The sequence below is a fragment of the Mycetocola manganoxydans genome (assembly GCF_003667545.1).
Classification (GTDB): Bacteria; Actinomycetota; Actinomycetes; order Actinomycetales; family Microbacteriaceae; genus Mycetocola_A; species Mycetocola_A manganoxydans.
The window spans coordinates 15,353-31,294 of record NZ_RCUV01000005.1 but is presented as its reverse complement, the minus strand read 5'-3'; the positions used below and the strand labels follow the sequence as shown (position 1 = coordinate 31,294).

Genomic DNA, 15,942 nt, shown 5'->3' with positions numbered 1-15,942 from the left:
CCTTCGTCGAAATCAGTTGCTCGTTGCGTCCTGCACTTCGCCGACGAGCTCTTCGATGATGTCTTCAAGGAAGAGCACTCCGGTGGTGTTGCCGTCGGCGTCGAACACCCGGGCAACGTGGGCACCGGTACGGCGCATCGTCGCGAGAGCGTCCTCGAGTTCGCTGCCGCTGAAGGCGGACGCGAGCCGGCGGATCCGTTTCGCCGGCACCGGCGTGCTGAACGCGTCGTCGGAGGTGAGGTCCATCACATCCTTGAGGTGCAGATAACCGGTGGGCTCATCGGTCTCGTTTGTGAGGATGTACCGCGAGTACCCGTGCTCGGCAACGGCCTTCCGGATATCGGCGGGAGTTGCCGCGAGAGGCAGCAGGACCATCTCGCTGAGCGGGACCTCGACATCCGCCACCGTTTTCGCGGTGAATTCGAACGCCGCCGTCAGAGTTCCCGACGTGTCGACCAGGAGGCCCTCGCGGGTGGACTGCTGGACGATCGTGGCGACCTCATCCAGTGTGTATGCACTCGTCGCACCATCCTTGGGCTCCACCCTGAACAACCGCAGCACCCCGTTCGCCACCGTGTTCAACGACCAGATGACCGGCTTGAACACTTTCGCGACGAACACGAGGGGCGGCGCCAGGATGAGCGCGGCGCGGGTGGGAACCGAGAACGAGATGTTCTTCGGCACCATCTCGCCGAGGACCACGTGGAGGAAGGTCACGAGGAGCAGGGCGACGATGAAGGCGACGATCCCGATGGCTTCGGCCGACAGTGCCGTGAACCCGAGTGGAATCTCGAGCAGGTGGTGGATCGCCGGTTCTGACACGTTGAGGATCACGAGGGAACAGACGGTGATGCCCAGCTGGCTCGTCGCCAGCATGAGCGTCGCGTGCTCCATCGCCCACAGCGTGGTCTTCGCTGCTTTGCTTCCGGCTTCCGCCTTCGGCTCGATTTGCGACCGGCGGGCAGAGATCACGGCGAACTCGGCACCGACGAAGAATGCGTTGACGACGAGGAGGATCACCAGCCAGATGATTCCGGGCAGGTATTCGCTCATGAGTGGGCTCCCTTAAGCAGGTCATCGACGATCTGGTCGTGAGCGGTCGTGGCGTTGTCACCGCTGTCTTCTGGTTCGGACGGGGTGAAGCGGAGCCGTTCGACGTGGGTGCCGTCGACGCGCTCCACTCGGAGCACGCCACCGTCGATGGGAAGCTCGTCGCCGAGTTCGGGGATTCGGTCGAGTTCGTCGCTGACGAATCCGGCGACGGTGTCGTAGTCACCGTCTTCCGGTACCGTGACGCCCGCGCGCTCCAGGAGTTCGTCCGGGCGGAGTGACGCGTCGAACGTGATCGAGCGCCCCGTCCGGATGATGCCGGCTCGAGCCCGGTCGTGTTCGTCTTCGAGCTCTCCGACGATCTCCTCCACGAGGTCCTCGAGGGTGACGATGCCTGCTGTGCCGCCGTGTTCGTCGGAGACGATGGCGACCTGCAGTCCCTGCTGGCGCAGCATCCCGAGCAGCGTGTCCACTCCCATCGATTCAGGAACGCGCAGCGGCGCACCCATGAGCTCACCGGCGGTCGACTTCGCGCGGTCAGCGAGGTCGAGTGCGAAGGCCTGCTTGACGTGCAGGACGCCGAGGATGTCGTCGGGGTCGCGACCGATCACCGGGAAGCGCGAGAACCCGGTGGCGGTTGCCCGGACGACGATCTCCTGTGCGGTCTCGTCTGCCCGGACCGACACCATGCGCACCCGCGGAGTCATGACGTCGGCGGCGGAGCGGTCAGAGAACCGCAGGGTGCGATGCAGCAGTGTCGCGTGGTCCTCGTCGAGGACGCCTTCGAGCGCCGACCGGCGAACGAGAGAGCTCAGTTCTTCGGCGCTGCGTGCACCGGAGAGTTCTTCCTTCGGTTCGATCCCGAACGAGCGGATAATGGCATTCGCCGTGTTGTTGAACAGTGAGATGACCGGGCCGAAGACCGTGGTGAACAGCGTCTGGAACGGCACGACGAATTTCGCCGTCGCGAGCGGAAGGGCGAGCGCGAAGTTCTTCGGAACGAGCTCGCCGATGATCATCGAGAAGATGGTCGCGAGCAGGATGCCGATCACGGCACCGATGCCCGGCACCACGGCCTCGGGGAGGCCGAGGTTGAGCAACGGGCCGCGCAGCATCGAGCTGATCGCCGGTTCGAAGGTGTACCCGGTGAGCAGGGTCGTGAGCGTGATGCCCAGTTGCGCACCTGACAGGTGGGTCGAGGTGATGCGCAGCGCCTTGATCGTGGGGCCGAGTCGCTTTTCACCGCGGGCCTGACGTGCTTCGAGATCGTTCCGGTCGAGGTTCACGAGCGCGAACTCGGACGCGACGAACATCCCGGTGCCAGCAGTCAGAAGGAGGCCGATTCCGACCATGATCCATTCATGCATGTGTACGCCCCCTCCGATCCGCTTCTAGAACGTTGTCGGCAGGAGGCGTGGGTCTATGTGAGGGAGGGTCATCCATGATGGGTCCAACACTAGTGGTTCGAATCCGGGAAAATGCCGGGCGTGACGACGGCGCCTTCGCCCGGAATACCGATCTCCCGAACGGTCCATGCGCTCCGGCGTGTCGGCTGCTCCGAGAAGTTCCGGAACGCGATCGGGATGCCACGGGCAACGGACAGGTCGCGACTGTCCATCGCCTGCACATGGACGTGCGGCTGCGACGAGTTGCCGGAGTTCCCGCACTCCGCGAGTGGTTGACCCGCGCGAACGCGCTCGCCGATCCCGACCAGGAGCGACGACTGTTTCAGGTGGACGAGGGCGACATACACCCGTGAAGGCACAACCTCGAGAATGACGAAGTTGCCGGCGACGGCGGCAATGCCCTGTTGCAGTCGAGCCCGCTGGCCCAGAAGGTAGGGCACGAGCGCCAACGGCGACCGGCGTGCCTCATGGTCGGGCTCGCCGTCGAGCCGGTCGACGACGACTCCGGGACACGGAGCAAGGATCGGCCTCCCGAAGGAGTAGAAGCGCTCTGCTGGTTCCGTGCCGGCCAAGGTTCCCCAGCTGGTACGCCCTCCCGTCCGCCGGTCGGTATCGACCCCGACGAAGTCGATGGCGTACCGTTCCCCCAACAGGTCGGTCCCGTGGCTCGGAACCCGGCGGGCAGGGCTGTTCTGGGTCAGCCACGCCCCTGTGAACGGCAGGTCGAGCGTGAGACCCCCACCCGAAAATCCGCCAGCCATCGCCGTCATCGGGGAAGTCTAGGCCGATGTCGGTCGTCCGCGCGATCATTGAGGAACGAACGGAGAGGAGCAATGATGACCATCGCAGTGACGACTCCCACCGGCAATGTCGGCTCCGGCCTGGTTCCGCTGCTGATCCAGGCCGGTGAGCGACCGCGCCTTCTCGTGCGCGATGCCGCCACTCTTCCCGCCGACGTTCGCGAAGCATCCGATGTCGTCGAGGTCGACCAGGGTGACGTCGACGGCGTCGTCCGCGCAACCGAGGGGGTCGACACCCTTTACTGGGTGAACCCGCCGACCGATGACGACGACCCGATCGTGGGCTATCTGCGGATGGGGTTGTCCGGAGCGACCGCGGTGAACAGGAACGGAATCCGGCGCGTCGTCTTCCAGTCGAGCGCGGGTGCCGAGGCACGCCACGGTTTCGGCGAGATCGACGGGCTTGGCGCGACAGAAGATCTCTTACCGGCGCTGATGTCACTCACCTGCGGTGCGGTTACTTCTTCAGCAATCTGCTGATGGATTCCGCTGCTCTCGCCGCCGGTGAGCTGACCACGACGCTCCCGCTCGATCTCCGGTTCCCGTGGGTCGCTCCCGCCGATATCGCGACGATCGCAGCGGTGCGGATGCTGTCGCCCGCGTGGTCAGGACGGGTCACGCAGGGCGTGCACGGGCCCGTCGACCTGTCGTTCAGCGACGTGGCTGCCGTCCTCGGCCGTGTGCTTGGCCGAACCGTCACCGCTAGACGGGTCGGCGAGAACGACGTCGCCACTCCACTGCGCGGTTCCGGTCTGAGCGAGAAGCAGGTCGACGGCATCCTCGGGATGGCGCGGGGCATGCAGTCCGGATTCTCGTACGAGAACGCGCGATCGCTGCTCACCACGACCAGTACGACGCTCGCCGCCTGGGCACAGGAGCACCTCACGACGGAATAGTCACGGCCGGCGCTGCCACCGGTACGCACCCCTGTACCGTGGCCTCATGACTTCGCCGAACCGCACAGAGTCCAGCACCGTGAACGCGGATGCCGCGCCGCGCGTCGCTCTCATCACGGGACTCGGTCGCAGAAACGGGATCGCCCGCGGGATCGCGCTCCGGCTCGCCGAGGAGGGCTGGGACATCGCCTTCAACTACTGGACACCGTACGAAAGCCGGATGTCGCTCGGAGGAACCGCCGAGAGCCCGTCCGAGATCGCCGAAGAGCTGCGTGCCACGGGTCGCCGGGTGCTCGCCATCGAAGCCGACCTCGAGGATCCGGTTGCACCGGCCGAAATCCTGGACCTCGCTGCCGCCGAACTGGGTCCCGTCTCCGCGCTGATCCTGTCGCATTCGGAGTCGGTGGACTCAAGCATCCTCGACACGACCGTCGAGAGTTTCGACCGCCACTACGCCGTGAATGTGCGGGCGGCGTGGCTGCTCATCCGGGCGTTCGCGCTCCAGGCTCCCCCGGAGGGCGGCGCGATCGTGGCGCTCACGAGCGACCACGTCGTCCATAACCTGCCCTACGGCTCGAGCAAGGGCGCGCTCGATCGCATCGTGATCGCCGCCGCGCGTGAACTCGGCGAACGTGGCATCTCCTCGAACGCGCTCAACCCCGGGCCGGTCGACACCGGCTGGATGGACGACGAGATCCGTGCGTCGGGAGTTGCGCGCCAGCCGACGGGCCGGCTCGGAACGCCGACCGACATCGCCAACGTCGTCAGCTTCCTCGTCTCCCCCGCTGGCCGGTGGATATCGGGCCAGCTGGTCAAGGCCGACGGCGGTTTCTCGGTCTAGTCCGCTTCAGAAACGAGAGGCAACGATCGCACGCTCTCGAAGTGCCGGAGTGTGCCGTCCACCGGGTCGGTGAAACTCAGCTCGCTCGCGAGCAGTTGCAGCGGGTGGGCGAAGTCGTCGACCGAGATGTCCTGCACCTCGGGGTAGAGCGGGTCACCGCTGATCGGGATGTCGAGGCTGAGCATATGCATCCGCAGCTGGTGGGTGCGCCCGGTCCGCGGGGTGAGGCGGTAGACGGCGCGCGAGTCGTCAAGCACGGAGTCGAGTTCGATTCTCGATTCGGAGTTCGCGGGCATCCCGTCAAGAATCTCGGCCTGCAGGTGGCCCCGGCGTTTGATGAGGTGGTTGCTCACGGTCGCGGGCAGCTCGAGGTCCTCGCGCACCGGAGCCATGGCGCGGTACACCTTGCTCACCTCTCCCCGCTGGAACAGGGTCTGGTATGCCGCGCGCCAGCGTTTCTCGGTGGCGAGGATCAGCAGCCCGGATGTCACACGGTCGAGCCGGTGGAGCGGTGACAGTTCCGGCAGTCCCAGCTCTGCTCGCATCCGAACGACGACACTCTGCTTTACGTGCCGACCGCGCGGGATCGTCGCGAGGAACGGAGGTTTGTCGATCACGACGATCCGCTCATCCCGGTGGATCACGTGGATCGTGCCTGGGACGGACGCTTCCTCCCGCAGGTCGCGGTGGAACCAGACGAAGGTGTGCGGGCGATACGGATCCGTCCCGACCGCGGCAGAACCATCCGCGTAGAGGAACCGGCCATCGGCAAGAAACGCCTCCACGTCGAGAAACTCGTGCAACCGCTCATCGAGCCACGCGCCCATCGTCGGCCACGGGTCCGGCCGGGACCGGTCCAGGTCCGGTGTGCGCATCCACGCCGGGTCGAGCCCGTGTCGTTGCGGAAGCGGAGAACGGGGAGGCACCCTGCGATGGTATCCGGGTTGGCTGGGCGCCTCGCATCCGCGCTGCGTGGCCCCTTGTGGCTGGGAGCACTTCTTGCGTGGCCACTTTTGGCTGAAAGCGCTCACGACTTTCGACCATTACTGGCCACGCAAGGCTCGAAACGACCGTTTGTGCGACCCCTCCTTGCGCGCGAACGAGAGTGTCAGCGACGCGTCGTCGGCTCGCCGTCGAGAGCGTCCTGGGTCTCCCCGGCAGCAGGGGCCTTCCGCCCCGACCGCTCGGCAGCCTCGAGCTCTTCGGCTTCAGCACCACCGATCGCCTCGCCGCGGGCGACGAGCCCGGCGGTGTCAGACAGTGGCACCTTCTTGAGGAACAGCGACAGGAGGAACGCGATCGCGATGAACGGCAGCAGGTACCAGAACACCGGAGCGAGGGCGTCGGCATACGCGGTCACGATGCCGTCCCTCACCGTGTCCGGAAGCGTCGCAAGAGTCTGCGGGTCGAGCGTCGATGTGGCGTTCGCGGCGGCCGCCGGGTCAGCGCCCGCGGCGGTGAAGACATCCCTCAGATTCTGGGTCAACCGCGTGGTGAAGATCGTGCCGAAGACGGCGACACCCAGTGAGGCACCGACCTCGCGGAAGTAGTTGTTCGTGCTCGTCGCTGTTCCGACGAGGGAGGCATCCACGGAGTTCTGGGCAACGAGAACCACAACCTGCATGATCAACCCGAGTCCGGAGCCGAAGATGAACAGGAAGACTCCGATGAGCCAGATCGGGGTGTCTGCCGTCAACGTGGTCATGCACACCATGGCGATGCCCGTGATGATCGTGCCCGCGATCGGGTAGATCTTGTACCGCCCGGTCTTCGAGATCCAGATACCGGAGGTGATCGACGTGAGCATGAGCCCAGCCATCATCGGCAGCATGAGAAGACCGGATGTCGCGGCCGACGTGCCGGACGACATCTGCAGGAACGTGGGGACGAACCCGATTGCGGCGAACATCCCGAGTCCGAGCGTGAGCCCGATCGCGGTCGCGTTGACGAAGGTCGGGTTCTTGAACAACGACAGTGGGATGATCGGGTCCTTGGCCTTCGCCTCGACGAGCACGAAGAGCAGCGCGGCGACGAGCATCCCTGCTCCGAACGCCCAGGTCTCGAGAGCCTCCCACCCGTGGTCGGCGCTTCCACCGAAGTCGGTGAAGAAGATCAGGCACGTGGTGAATGCCGAGAGCAGGATGACGCCCATCACGTCGATCGGCTGGGTCGCCTTCTTGTTCGGGAGCTTGAGCGTAAACCAGGCGATGGCGAACGCCGCGATACCGATCGGGATGTTGATGTAGAACGCCCACTGCCAGGTGAGGTGGTCGACGAAGAACCCACCGAGCAGCGGACCACCGACGGCGGACAGGCCGAAGACGGCGCCCAGGGGGCCGAGGTACTTGCCGCGCTCGGAAGCGGGGACGATGTCGGCGATGATCGCCTGCGACAGGATCATCAGTCCGCCACCGCCGAGACCCTGCACCGCACGCCAGACGATGAGCTGGGTGAAGTCGCCGGCGAACGCGCAGCCCACAGAGGCGATGGTGAACAACGCGATCGCGACGAGGAACAATCGACGCCGGCCGAGCACGTCCCCGAACTTGCCGTAGACCGGCATGACGATCGTGGTGGCCAGCAGGTACGCGGTGGTCAGCCAGACCTGGTGCTCGACTCCTCCGAGCTGCCCGACGATGGTCGGCATTGCGGTCGACACGATGGTCTGGTCGAGGCTGGAGAGGAACATGCCGGCGATGAGCGCGCCGAAAATGATCCAGATCCGGCGTTGGGTGAGGAGCATGGGCCCCTCGGTGGTGGTCGTCACGAACGTGCCTTTCGGGATGCGGGTGGTGCCAGGACGACGCGAAGCGCGGCGAGGTGGTTCCGGAGGATGGTGGGGAAATCGTGGGTGCCTGCAGGGTCGAGGTATTGCTCGCCCGCGTGCTTGAGCAGGGTGGTGAGGATTCCGACGACCGCCTCTGCGCGAGGGTCATCGTCTGGGACGTTCTCGCGGGATGCTACGAGGGCGACGGCCTGCCGCTCGCGTTCCCGGGTGGCTCCCATGAAACGGAGCAACAGCCGAGGCTCGCGTTCGATGGCCGCGGTGAACTCCGCGTGCTCGAGGTGGTTGTGTCCCGTCGTTTCGAAGTGCTCGATGATCACCTCGAGGAGGTCGTCGATCACGACTTCCCAGCCGCGCGATCCGCGGGACAGGAACGCCTCGGAGAACCGTTGCAGTTCCCCGGCCGGGTCGGCGCCGAGGACGGCGTCTTCCTTCGTGGGGAAGTAGTTGAAGAATGTGCGGCGGGAGACGTCGACGGCCTCGCAGACTTCTTCGACGGTGAACCCGTTGAGGCCACGTTCCGCGGTCAGCCGACGCGCAACGGAGGTGAGCTGGGTCGCGGTTTCCAGCATCCGTCGCTCGCGGCGATTCAGGCTTGCACTATTCGGCACAAAGTGAATCTTTGCACCAAACCTTGATTAGTGCAAAATCACCGGTCCGCGTCAGCGTGACGCCGTCGCTCTAGCATGGGACCATGCAGAGCTCATTGCCGAGAAGCACACCGTCCGCCCATTCCGTCGACGCGCAGGGAGTCTCCACCTTCCTCGATGCCCTCGAGTCGGCGCCGAACGTCGAACCGCACAGCGTCATGCTGCTCCGCGGAGGCGCCGTTATCGCCGAAGGCTGGTGGGCTCCGTACAGCCCCGAACGAACGCACCTGCTCTACTCGCTGAGCAAGAGCTTCACCTCCACCGCCGTCGGTTTCGCCGTCGACGAGGGCCTGCTGAGCCTCGACGACACCGTGGTGAGCCACTTCCCCGAACTCGACGCGGAGGTCACGGATCCCCGGTCCCGCGCGATGAAAGTCCGGCACCTGTTGTCCATGGCGAGCGGACACCGAGACGAGACGCTCGATCGGGCGCTCGAGCTCGACCGAGCGAGCATCGCCAGGGGCTTCCTGCTTCTGCCACCGGACGAGGATCCCGGAACGGTGTTCGCCTACAACCAGCCCTGCACCTACACGGCCGGCCTCATCGTCCAGCGCGCCACCGGCCAGTTGTTGACCGAGTACCTCCAGCCACGACTCTTCGAACCACTCGGTATCGACGGCGTCGGCTGGGTCCGCGACGGCATGGGGCATGAAATCGGCTTCAGCGGGATGTACGCGAACACCGAAGCCATCGCCAAGCTCGGCCAGCTCTACCTGCACAAAGGCCAGTGGAACGGTCGCCAGCTCCTTCCCGCCGCGTGGGTCGATGAGGCAACAAGACCGCACATATCGACGGGCACGGATTCCGCATCCGACTGGGAGCAGGGCTACGGCTTCCAGTTCTGGATGGCACGCCACGGCTACCGCGGTGACGGCGCGTTCGGACAGTTCTGCGTCGTTCTTCCTGAGCACGACCTGGTCCTCGCGATGACCGGTCAGAGCACAGACATGCAGGGAGTACTCACCCTCGCCTGGAAACACCTGCTTCCGGCGATCGGGACGGACGACAGACCACTGGGAAGCGACGAAGCGGATGCCGCGCTCGCTGGCCGAACTGCATCCCTCGCCCTCCCGCCCGTCCCCCAGGCATCCGGCACGGGACGAGTCGAGGCAGCCTCGTTCGCTCCCGCGGCGGTCGCGTCGGTGCAGGGAGTGACGAGAGTCGACATCTCGGGCGGCGACGATACGCGGATCGCGCTCACCGTCGCGGAGGACCGGAGCGAACTCGATATCGTCGCGGGTTGCGGAGAATGGATCACGACCGACGCCACAGCGGCCAGCGCCGCCTGGAGTGATGACGGCGGTCGTCTTCTCGTGGACGTGATCTTCCTCGAGCAACCGCACCGGCTGCACGTTGCCCTCGACGTGCGAGACCGTACCTTCACGGTCGGATGGGAGACGGAGCCGCTTTCCCGCCCCTCGCTCTCCTCGATGCGCAACCCGGCCGCGAAACCCGTCATCACCGGTGGACGCTGACATGCCGCGGCTGACGACGCGCCCGATGACGCAGGACGAGTTCGACCACTGGCAGTCGGCGCTGGCACACGAGTACGCAGAGGATCAGGTCGCGGCGGGCAACTGGCCCCGCGAAGACGCGCTCGATCGAGCCCTCGCACAGAACGCTCAGCTTCTGCCGCAGGGCATCGACACTCCCCGGACGTTTCTCGTCCTGGCGATCGGCGAGGACGGACAGGCCGTCGGTCGAGCCTGGGTCAGCCTCGATCACCCGCGCGGTGCTCTTGACACCGCCTTCCTGTACGACATCGAGATCGACGAAGCGCATCGCGGTGAGGGCTTCGGCAGGCTGCTGCTGGCCGACATCGAACGACTCGTCGCCGCCGAAGGCATCGGCGCACTCGAACTGAATGTCTTCGGGAACAACCCGACCGCCATCGCCCTCTACCAATCGAGTGGTTACAGCGTCGTCACCCAGCAGATGCGTAAGCCGCTGCGCTGAGCGACGTCAGCGCGCGGGTGTGAGCTCTCGTGCCGCGGCGACCGCCATCGCTTCGGCGACGCGGTCGAGGGCGCGAGTGCGTAACGCCCATTGCTGCCAGTACAGGGCGACATCGACCGTCTGGCCGGCGTCGAGCTCGACCAGGTCGCCCGATTCCAGCAGTCCCTTCGATTGCTGGTCGGGCAGCAGGGCCCAGCCGAAGCCCAGCCTCACCGCCTCGGCGAAGTCGGCCGACACCGGGACGAAGTGCTGCGGCGGTGCGAGCCTGGCGCGCGAGAACGACCGAAGGTATCGGTGCTGGATGTCGTCCTTCACGTCGAAAACGACCACGGGCGCTGCCGCTAGGGTCACCGCGCTCACCCCACCCGCGAACCACCGGGTGACGAATGCCGGGGATGCCACGGGGCGGTAATGCATGATCCCGAGCGCAGCGGAGGTGCAGCCCTGCACCGGAGTGGACTGGGTCGTGATCGCTGCCATCACCGTTCCGTCGCGCAGCAGTTCAGCGGAATGGTCCTGGTCCTCCCGGTGGATGTCGAAGGTGATCTCGTTGGCCAGGGGCGCGAGCGCCGGAAGTGCCCACGTCGCGAGCGAATCCCCGTTGATCGCGAGGGACACCGCGGGCCACTCACCACCGGTTCCGTGCGCCGCCTCTGCGGCGGCATCCGCTGTCAATGACGCGATCTGCCGGGCGAGCTTGAGATAGGTGGCCCCGAGCGCTGTCGCTTCGATCGGTTTCGTCCGGCGTAACAGCAGCCCGCCGACGGCGTTTTCGAGCGCCCGGATTCGCTGACTAATCGCGGATGGCGTGACGTGCAGCGCCCGTGCGGCGGCCTCGAACGTGCCGGTGTCGACGGCGGCCCGCAGGGCTTGCAGCTGGGACAGGTCCATAATTAGCGATACTAATGGCCCTGAAGATTCTTTAGCTACGTGAATGGTGGCACAGCCTCTAGCGTTGAACCCATGACGTCTCCCCTGCTGGCCGGTTTCGGGCTCGGCCTCTCCCTCATCGTGGCCATCGGTGCGCAGAACGCCTTCGTGCTCCGGCAGGGACTGCGAAAAGAACACGTGATCTGGATCGTCGCGATCTGCGCGCTCTCGGATGCCATACTGATCGCGCTCGGGATCTGGGGCCTGGGCGCGCTGATCGAACAGGCGGACTGGCTGCTGGTCGTCGTGCGCATCGCCGGTGCCGCATTCCTGACCTGGTATGGGGTCCGTTCGGCTGTTCGCGCGGCTCGGCCCGGCAAGCTCGACGCCGACCCTTCGGGCAGGCCTGTGCCTCTCGGAACCGCCATCGCCACGGCGCTCGCGCTCACGTGGCTCAACCCGCACGTGTACCTCGATACCGTCGTGCTCCTCGGCTCGATCGGAGCCACCTACGAAGACGCACGCTGGTGGTTCGCCGCCGGCGCGATCTCCGGAAGCATCGTGTGGTTCACGGCTCTCGGCTTCGGCTCTCGTCTGCTCCGGCCCCTCTTCGCCGAGGCGGTGTCGTGGCGCGTCCTCGACGCACTCATCGCCGTGGTCATGCTCGCGATCGCGGCGAGCCTGCTGCTCGGGCTGTAGCTCAGTCGTCGCGTGCGTCGACGGTGAGGAGTGGCCGCAGCAACTCTGCGAGAGCATGCTCGGTCTCAGTTGGGTCGAGCCCCCCGTCGTGGCGGAGAATTCGCCACGTCGTTGCATCACAGATCGCGATGACCTGCGCGAGATCAACCCGCCGTGAAACCTCGTCCGGTGCCGGGCGCAAATGCCCGGCGAACGCACGACGACACCAGTCGACGTGGAAGGCGCGCCCCTGCGCGGCGATTTTTGGGAGCCCGGGCACGAGCGGAGCTTCGGAGTAGGTCTTCAGGATCAGGGCACCGTAGTACTCGTAATGGTCGACGAGGGCATGGATGGTCTCGAACGGGGTCGACTGGGCAGCCTCCTCACGCGCTCGAATGATTCTGCCGAGCTCCCGCTCCACCGTGGCGGTCATCAGCCCCGGCTTACCTCCGAACCGACGGATGACCGTTTGCTGCGTGACCCCGGCGTCGGAGGCAACGTCTTCCAGCCGGATTCGCTCGTACGGGGTGCTCCGGAGTCGGGCCAGCATCGCGTCGATGATCCGCTCCCCCGTCAGTTCCACTGCGTCCGCGCGGGTCGTCATCCGATACTGTCGACTTTTCATGTTAGTCAAGCTAACATCAAAAAATGATCACTCCCCCTGAACACACCGAGCGAATCGAAACCCGGCTCGGACAACTCCACACCCGCGTCATCGGAACAGGCCGCACAACGGTTCTCTGGTCATCGATGTTCGTCGACAGCCACACCTGGGACCCCACCCTTACCCTCCTGCTCGATGGGTCGCGCGAGCCTCGCCGTCTTGTCCTCGTCGATCCTCCTGGCCTGGGGCTGAGCCAGCCGCTCCGGCGTCGAAGCAGTATCGCCGAGGCAGCCGGGGCCGCGCGGGATCTCCTGAAGGCCCTCGATGCCGGCCGAGTCGACTGGGTGGGCAATGCGTTCGGCGGGCACGTCGGTTATGAGCTCGCCCGGGATCCGTCGCTCCTGCGCAGCTTCGTGGCGATCAGTTCACCGACCGAGCCGATCCCTCCACACCTTCGCCGGAAGATCGGGGTGCTCAAGCCGCTGCTGCGGATTGCCGGTCCTGTTGGCCCGGTGCGGGAGGCCATCGTCAGCGCCATGCTGACCGAGGAGTCGGCGTCGAACTCCCACCTGCGCCAGGTCGTTCTCGACTCCCTCGGGCGCCCGACGCGCTCGAGCATGGCATTCGCACTCCGCTCGTTCATCCTCGACCGCTCAGACGTGACCGGCCACCTTGCCGACATCCGGATTCCGAGCCTCTTCGTGGCATCCGATGACCGCGGTGACTGGAGCCCGGCCGACGCACAGCGGGCTGCCGCTCTCACTCCGGATGCCACGGCGGTCACGATCGAGCGCGCACGCACGCTCATTCCACTCGAACAGCCGGCAGCGCTGGCCACGTCGATCGTGAACTTCTGGGCGGGAGTGCCTGCGACCAACTCCCCTGTTTAGTAAACGTTTGCGTGACCTCCCCGGCCCTCCTTAGTCTTTCGGAGCACGTTACGTAAACGATTTACCACTTGATTCGCACCTGGTGCGGGCCGGTCCAAGGGAGGGCGTTATGGTCACGATCCGCGACGTCGCCAGCCGGGCCGGAGTCTCGCCCGCGACCGTGTCGCGAGTGGTGAATGGACTGGTCGGCTACTCGGACGAGACGAAGGTCAGGGTCGAGGAAGCCGTCGCCGCCCTGCACTACGAACCGGACACTTTCGCCCGCGGACTCAAGATGAAGCAGTCGTCGGTGATCGGCGTACTCGCCCCGATGGTCTCGGATGCCCTCGCCTCGCAAGTGATGAGTGGCGTCGAACACGCCGCCAGGGAGGGCGGCTACTCGGTGATGCTCGGCCGAACCGGCCAGGGCTCGACTTTCGCGCCGGGGTACCTCCGCACACTGCGCACCTACCGCTCGGCCGGAGTCATCCTCATCTCAGCGGCGATCACCCCGGAGATGCGCCGCGTGCTGGGTTCGAACGTGCCGCTCATCTCGGTCGCCATTCGCGACGGCATCCGTTTTCCCAGCATCGGCATCGACGACGAGCGCGCGGCCTACGACGGAACGAAGCACCTACTTGCGCTCGGCCACGAGCGGATCGGCCTGCTCGCCGGCGACCCGCAGTCCACCCTTGTCAACGCGGTGCGGGAGCGCGGTTACCGGCGCGCCATGGCCGAAGCGGGCAGGCCCGCTGTGCTCGAACAGGGCAACTCACTGTACGACAGCGCTCCCCCTGCGCTGCACCGACTGCTGGCAACCGATCCCCACCTCACCGCCGTCTTCGCGTTGAGCGATGAGATGGGCGCCGCCGTGGTCAACGAGCTCCAGCGCATCGGACGCAGGGTTCCGCATGACATCTCGGTGCTCGGCTTCGACAACACCCGCACCGCCACTCATGTCTACCCGGCACTCAGCACGATCGCCCAGCCGCTCGAACGGATGGGCGAACTCGCTGTCGAACGACTTCTCAGCCTGACCGACCCTGGCCAGAAGGTCATGCCCCACCGACTCATCACGAGAGGGACGACAGCGCCTCCGCTGTCGTCCCACTGATCCACCGCACCAATCACCGCATCACGAAAGAGGAGCATTCATGAAGCAACGACGCCATGACCGGCGCACTGTCGCCGGTATCGCCATGATGGCCACGGCGGCCATCGCCCTGTCAGCATGTTCGGGTTCGACGACGCCGCCAGCGGAGTCGGGCGGATCCGGAACTGAACTCGAAGGCCGCGGGCCGATCCAGTACGTCAGCAGCCCGGACGCCTCCGGTGCCGCGCAGCAGTCGATCGACGAGTGGAACGAAGCCAACCCCGACGAGCAGGTCGAATGGGTGGAGCTTCCGCTCGACGCCGACCAGCAACGCCAGCAGATGGTGCAGAACGCCCAGGTCAAGGGCGAGACCTACAGCGTCCTCAACCTCGATGTGGTCTGGACGAGCGAATTCGCTGCCAACCGCTGGATCACCGAGCTGCCCGAGGATGCCTTCCCGCTTGACGAGCACATCCCGGCGACCGTCGAAGCAGCCTCGTACCGCGACGTACTCTACGGCGCTCCGTACTACACCGACGGTGCGCTCCTGTACTCCCGCAGCGATCTGCTCACAGCCGCCGGCGTTGCCGAAGCGCCTCAGACCTGGGACGAGATGCAGGCGGCGTGTGACGCAGTGCTCGCGCTCCCCGAGGCCGAGGGAATGTCGTGCTACGCCGGCCAGTTCGACAAGAACGAGGGCCTCACCGTCAACTTCAGCGAGGCCGTCGGATCAGCCGGCGGCTCGCTCTTCGACGACGAGGGAAAACCGACCGTCGACACTCCAGAAGCGCTCACCGCGCTGAACTTCCTCGTGGACGGGTTCGAGAGCGGGATGATCCCCAAGAACGCCATCACGTTCCAGGAGGAGCAGGGCCGCCAGGCGTTCCAGGACGGGAACCTCGTGTTCCTGCGCAACTGGCCGTACGTCTATGCGTCGTTCTCGGCCACAGACGGAACAAGTGGCGTCGAGGGCAAGTTCGGCGTCAGCGCGATCCCCGGCGAATCAGGGCCTGGCGTGTCGACCATCGGCGGCCGCAACCTCGCTATCTCGGCCTTCGCCGAGAACAAGGCGACGGCGCTCGACTTCATCACTTTCTTCACCAGTGAAGAGCAGGAAGAAAAGCGCCTCGAGCTGAGCTCGCGAGCACCGGTGTTCTCGTCCTTCTTCACCGACGAGGCAGCCACCGAGAAGCTCCCGTACCTGCCGACTCTGCTGGAGTCGCTCGAGAACGCCCAGCCCCGCCCGCGCGTCGTCGCGTACGGCGAGACCACGGCCGCGATCCAGGACGAGATCTACGCGGCACTCACCGGTGAGAAGTCACCGGAGGATGCCCTCGCAGACCTGCAGGACGCCCTCACCGAGATCACCTCGGACTGATCTCACTCGGTGGGCCGCCGGTAGCCCGGCGGCCCACCACCCCGACAGGTTCCAGAAAGGTTCCGA

At 65.9% G+C, this 15,942-nt stretch carries 17 protein-coding genes; 9 read left to right on the top strand and 8 right to left on the bottom strand.

Going from position 1 to position 15,942, the window contains the following annotated elements:
• Positions 1-12 precede the first annotated feature (12 nt).
• The 3 genes from D9V29_RS04085 to D9V29_RS04075 all read right to left on the bottom strand — a co-directional run bounded on the left by D9V29_RS04085 (position 13) and on the right by D9V29_RS04075 (position 3,226).
• Positions 13-1,053, bottom strand: a complete 1,041-nt coding sequence (locus D9V29_RS04085; protein ID WP_121672063.1) for a hemolysin family protein — start codon at positions 1,051-1,053, stop codon at positions 13-15.
• Positions 1,050-2,417 carry a hemolysin family protein gene (locus tag D9V29_RS04080; protein WP_121672062.1) on the bottom strand — a complete coding sequence of 456 codons (1,368 nt, stop codon included), beginning with the start codon at positions 2,415-2,417 and terminating at the stop codon, positions 1,050-1,052. Before D9V29_RS04080 ends, D9V29_RS04085 begins: the two co-directional genes overlap by 4 nt.
• 89 nt (positions 2,418-2,506) lie before the next feature.
• Positions 2,507-3,226 carry a M23 family metallopeptidase gene (locus D9V29_RS04075; protein ID WP_121672061.1) on the bottom strand — a complete coding sequence of 240 codons (720 nt, stop codon included), beginning with the start codon at positions 3,224-3,226 and terminating at the stop codon, positions 2,507-2,509.
• 66 nt (positions 3,227-3,292) lie between these two features.
• Here D9V29_RS04075 and D9V29_RS15095 point away from each other — a divergent pair, with 66 nt between their 5' ends.
• From D9V29_RS15095 to D9V29_RS04065, 3 genes are read left to right on the top strand one after another with little or no spacing between them, the layout of a single operon-like run.
• A complete protein-coding gene (locus tag D9V29_RS15095; protein ID WP_229790365.1) occupies positions 3,293-3,736 on the top strand; it encodes an SDR family oxidoreductase in 444 nt (147 codons plus the stop codon).
• Entirely contained in the window at positions 3,736-4,152 is a 417-nt protein-coding gene (locus D9V29_RS15090; RefSeq protein ID WP_229790366.1) for a Rossmann-fold NAD(P)-binding domain-containing protein, read from the top strand. Before D9V29_RS15095 ends, D9V29_RS15090 begins: the two co-directional genes overlap by 1 nt.
• A gap of 46 nt (positions 4,153-4,198) precedes the next feature.
• Entirely contained in the window at positions 4,199-4,993 is a 795-nt protein-coding gene (locus tag D9V29_RS04065) for an SDR family oxidoreductase (RefSeq protein ID WP_121672060.1), read from the top strand.
• On the opposite strand, the gene D9V29_RS04060 is transcribed toward D9V29_RS04065, so the two are convergent.
• The 3 genes from D9V29_RS04060 to D9V29_RS04050 all read right to left on the bottom strand — a co-directional run bounded on the left by D9V29_RS04060 (position 4,990) and on the right by D9V29_RS04050 (position 8,389).
• Positions 4,990-5,919 (bottom strand): pseudouridine synthase, encoded by a 930-nt coding sequence (locus D9V29_RS04060; protein WP_121672059.1) that lies wholly within the window; start codon positions 5,917-5,919, stop codon positions 4,990-4,992. The two genes, D9V29_RS04065 and D9V29_RS04060, sit on opposite strands and share 4 nt — an antisense overlap.
• A 182-nt stretch (positions 5,920-6,101) precedes the next feature.
• Positions 6,102-7,736, bottom strand: coding sequence for an MDR family MFS transporter (locus D9V29_RS04055; protein ID WP_121672317.1), 1,635 nt, complete (start codon positions 7,734-7,736; stop codon positions 6,102-6,104).
• Positions 7,737-7,756: 20 nt separating this feature from the next.
• On the bottom strand, positions 7,757-8,389 hold the full coding sequence (locus D9V29_RS04050) for a TetR/AcrR family transcriptional regulator (protein ID WP_147436219.1): 633 nt from the start codon (positions 8,387-8,389) through the stop codon (positions 7,757-7,759).
• Between the two features lie 83 nt (positions 8,390-8,472).
• Here D9V29_RS04050 and D9V29_RS04045 point away from each other — a divergent pair, with 83 nt between their 5' ends.
• Both D9V29_RS04045 and D9V29_RS04040 read left to right on the top strand, forming a co-directional pair.
• On the top strand, positions 8,473-9,903 hold the full coding sequence (locus tag D9V29_RS04045) for a serine hydrolase domain-containing protein (RefSeq protein ID WP_121672057.1): 1,431 nt from the start codon (positions 8,473-8,475) through the stop codon (positions 9,901-9,903).
• A gap of 1 nt (position 9,904) precedes the next feature.
• The gene (locus tag D9V29_RS04040) at positions 9,905-10,384 is read left to right on the top strand and encodes a GNAT family N-acetyltransferase (protein ID WP_121672316.1); all 480 of its coding nucleotides are present in this window, start codon (positions 9,905-9,907) and stop codon (positions 10,382-10,384) included.
• Between the two features lie 6 nt (positions 10,385-10,390).
• Here D9V29_RS04040 and D9V29_RS04035 read toward each other — a convergent pair whose 3' ends face one another.
• Positions 10,391-11,275 (bottom strand): LysR family transcriptional regulator ArgP, encoded by an 885-nt coding sequence (locus D9V29_RS04035; protein ID WP_121672056.1) that lies wholly within the window; start codon positions 11,273-11,275, stop codon positions 10,391-10,393.
• A gap of 72 nt (positions 11,276-11,347) precedes the next feature.
• Here D9V29_RS04035 and D9V29_RS04030 point away from each other — a divergent pair, with 72 nt between their 5' ends.
• Entirely contained in the window at positions 11,348-11,953 is a 606-nt protein-coding gene (locus tag D9V29_RS04030; protein ID WP_121672055.1) for a LysE/ArgO family amino acid transporter, read from the top strand.
• 1 nt (position 11,954) lies between these two features.
• Here D9V29_RS04030 and D9V29_RS04025 read toward each other — a convergent pair whose 3' ends face one another.
• Positions 11,955-12,557, bottom strand: coding sequence for a TetR/AcrR family transcriptional regulator (locus D9V29_RS04025; protein WP_121672054.1), 603 nt, complete (start codon positions 12,555-12,557; stop codon positions 11,955-11,957).
• 23 nt (positions 12,558-12,580) lie between these two features.
• Between D9V29_RS04025 and D9V29_RS04020 the strand changes: the two genes are divergently transcribed.
• From D9V29_RS04020 to D9V29_RS04010, 3 genes are all read left to right on the top strand, one after another.
• A complete protein-coding gene (locus D9V29_RS04020) occupies positions 12,581-13,426 on the top strand; it encodes an alpha/beta fold hydrolase (RefSeq protein WP_121672053.1) in 846 nt (281 codons plus the stop codon).
• Between the two features lie 109 nt (positions 13,427-13,535).
• Complete coding sequence (locus D9V29_RS04015) at positions 13,536-14,519, top strand: LacI family DNA-binding transcriptional regulator (RefSeq protein WP_121672052.1); 984 nt, start codon at positions 13,536-13,538, stop codon at positions 14,517-14,519.
• Positions 14,520-14,559: 40 nt separating this feature from the next.
• Entirely contained in the window at positions 14,560-15,876 is a 1,317-nt protein-coding gene (locus tag D9V29_RS04010) for an ABC transporter substrate-binding protein (RefSeq protein ID WP_121672051.1), read from the top strand.
• The last annotated feature ends 66 nt before the right edge of the window (positions 15,877-15,942 follow it).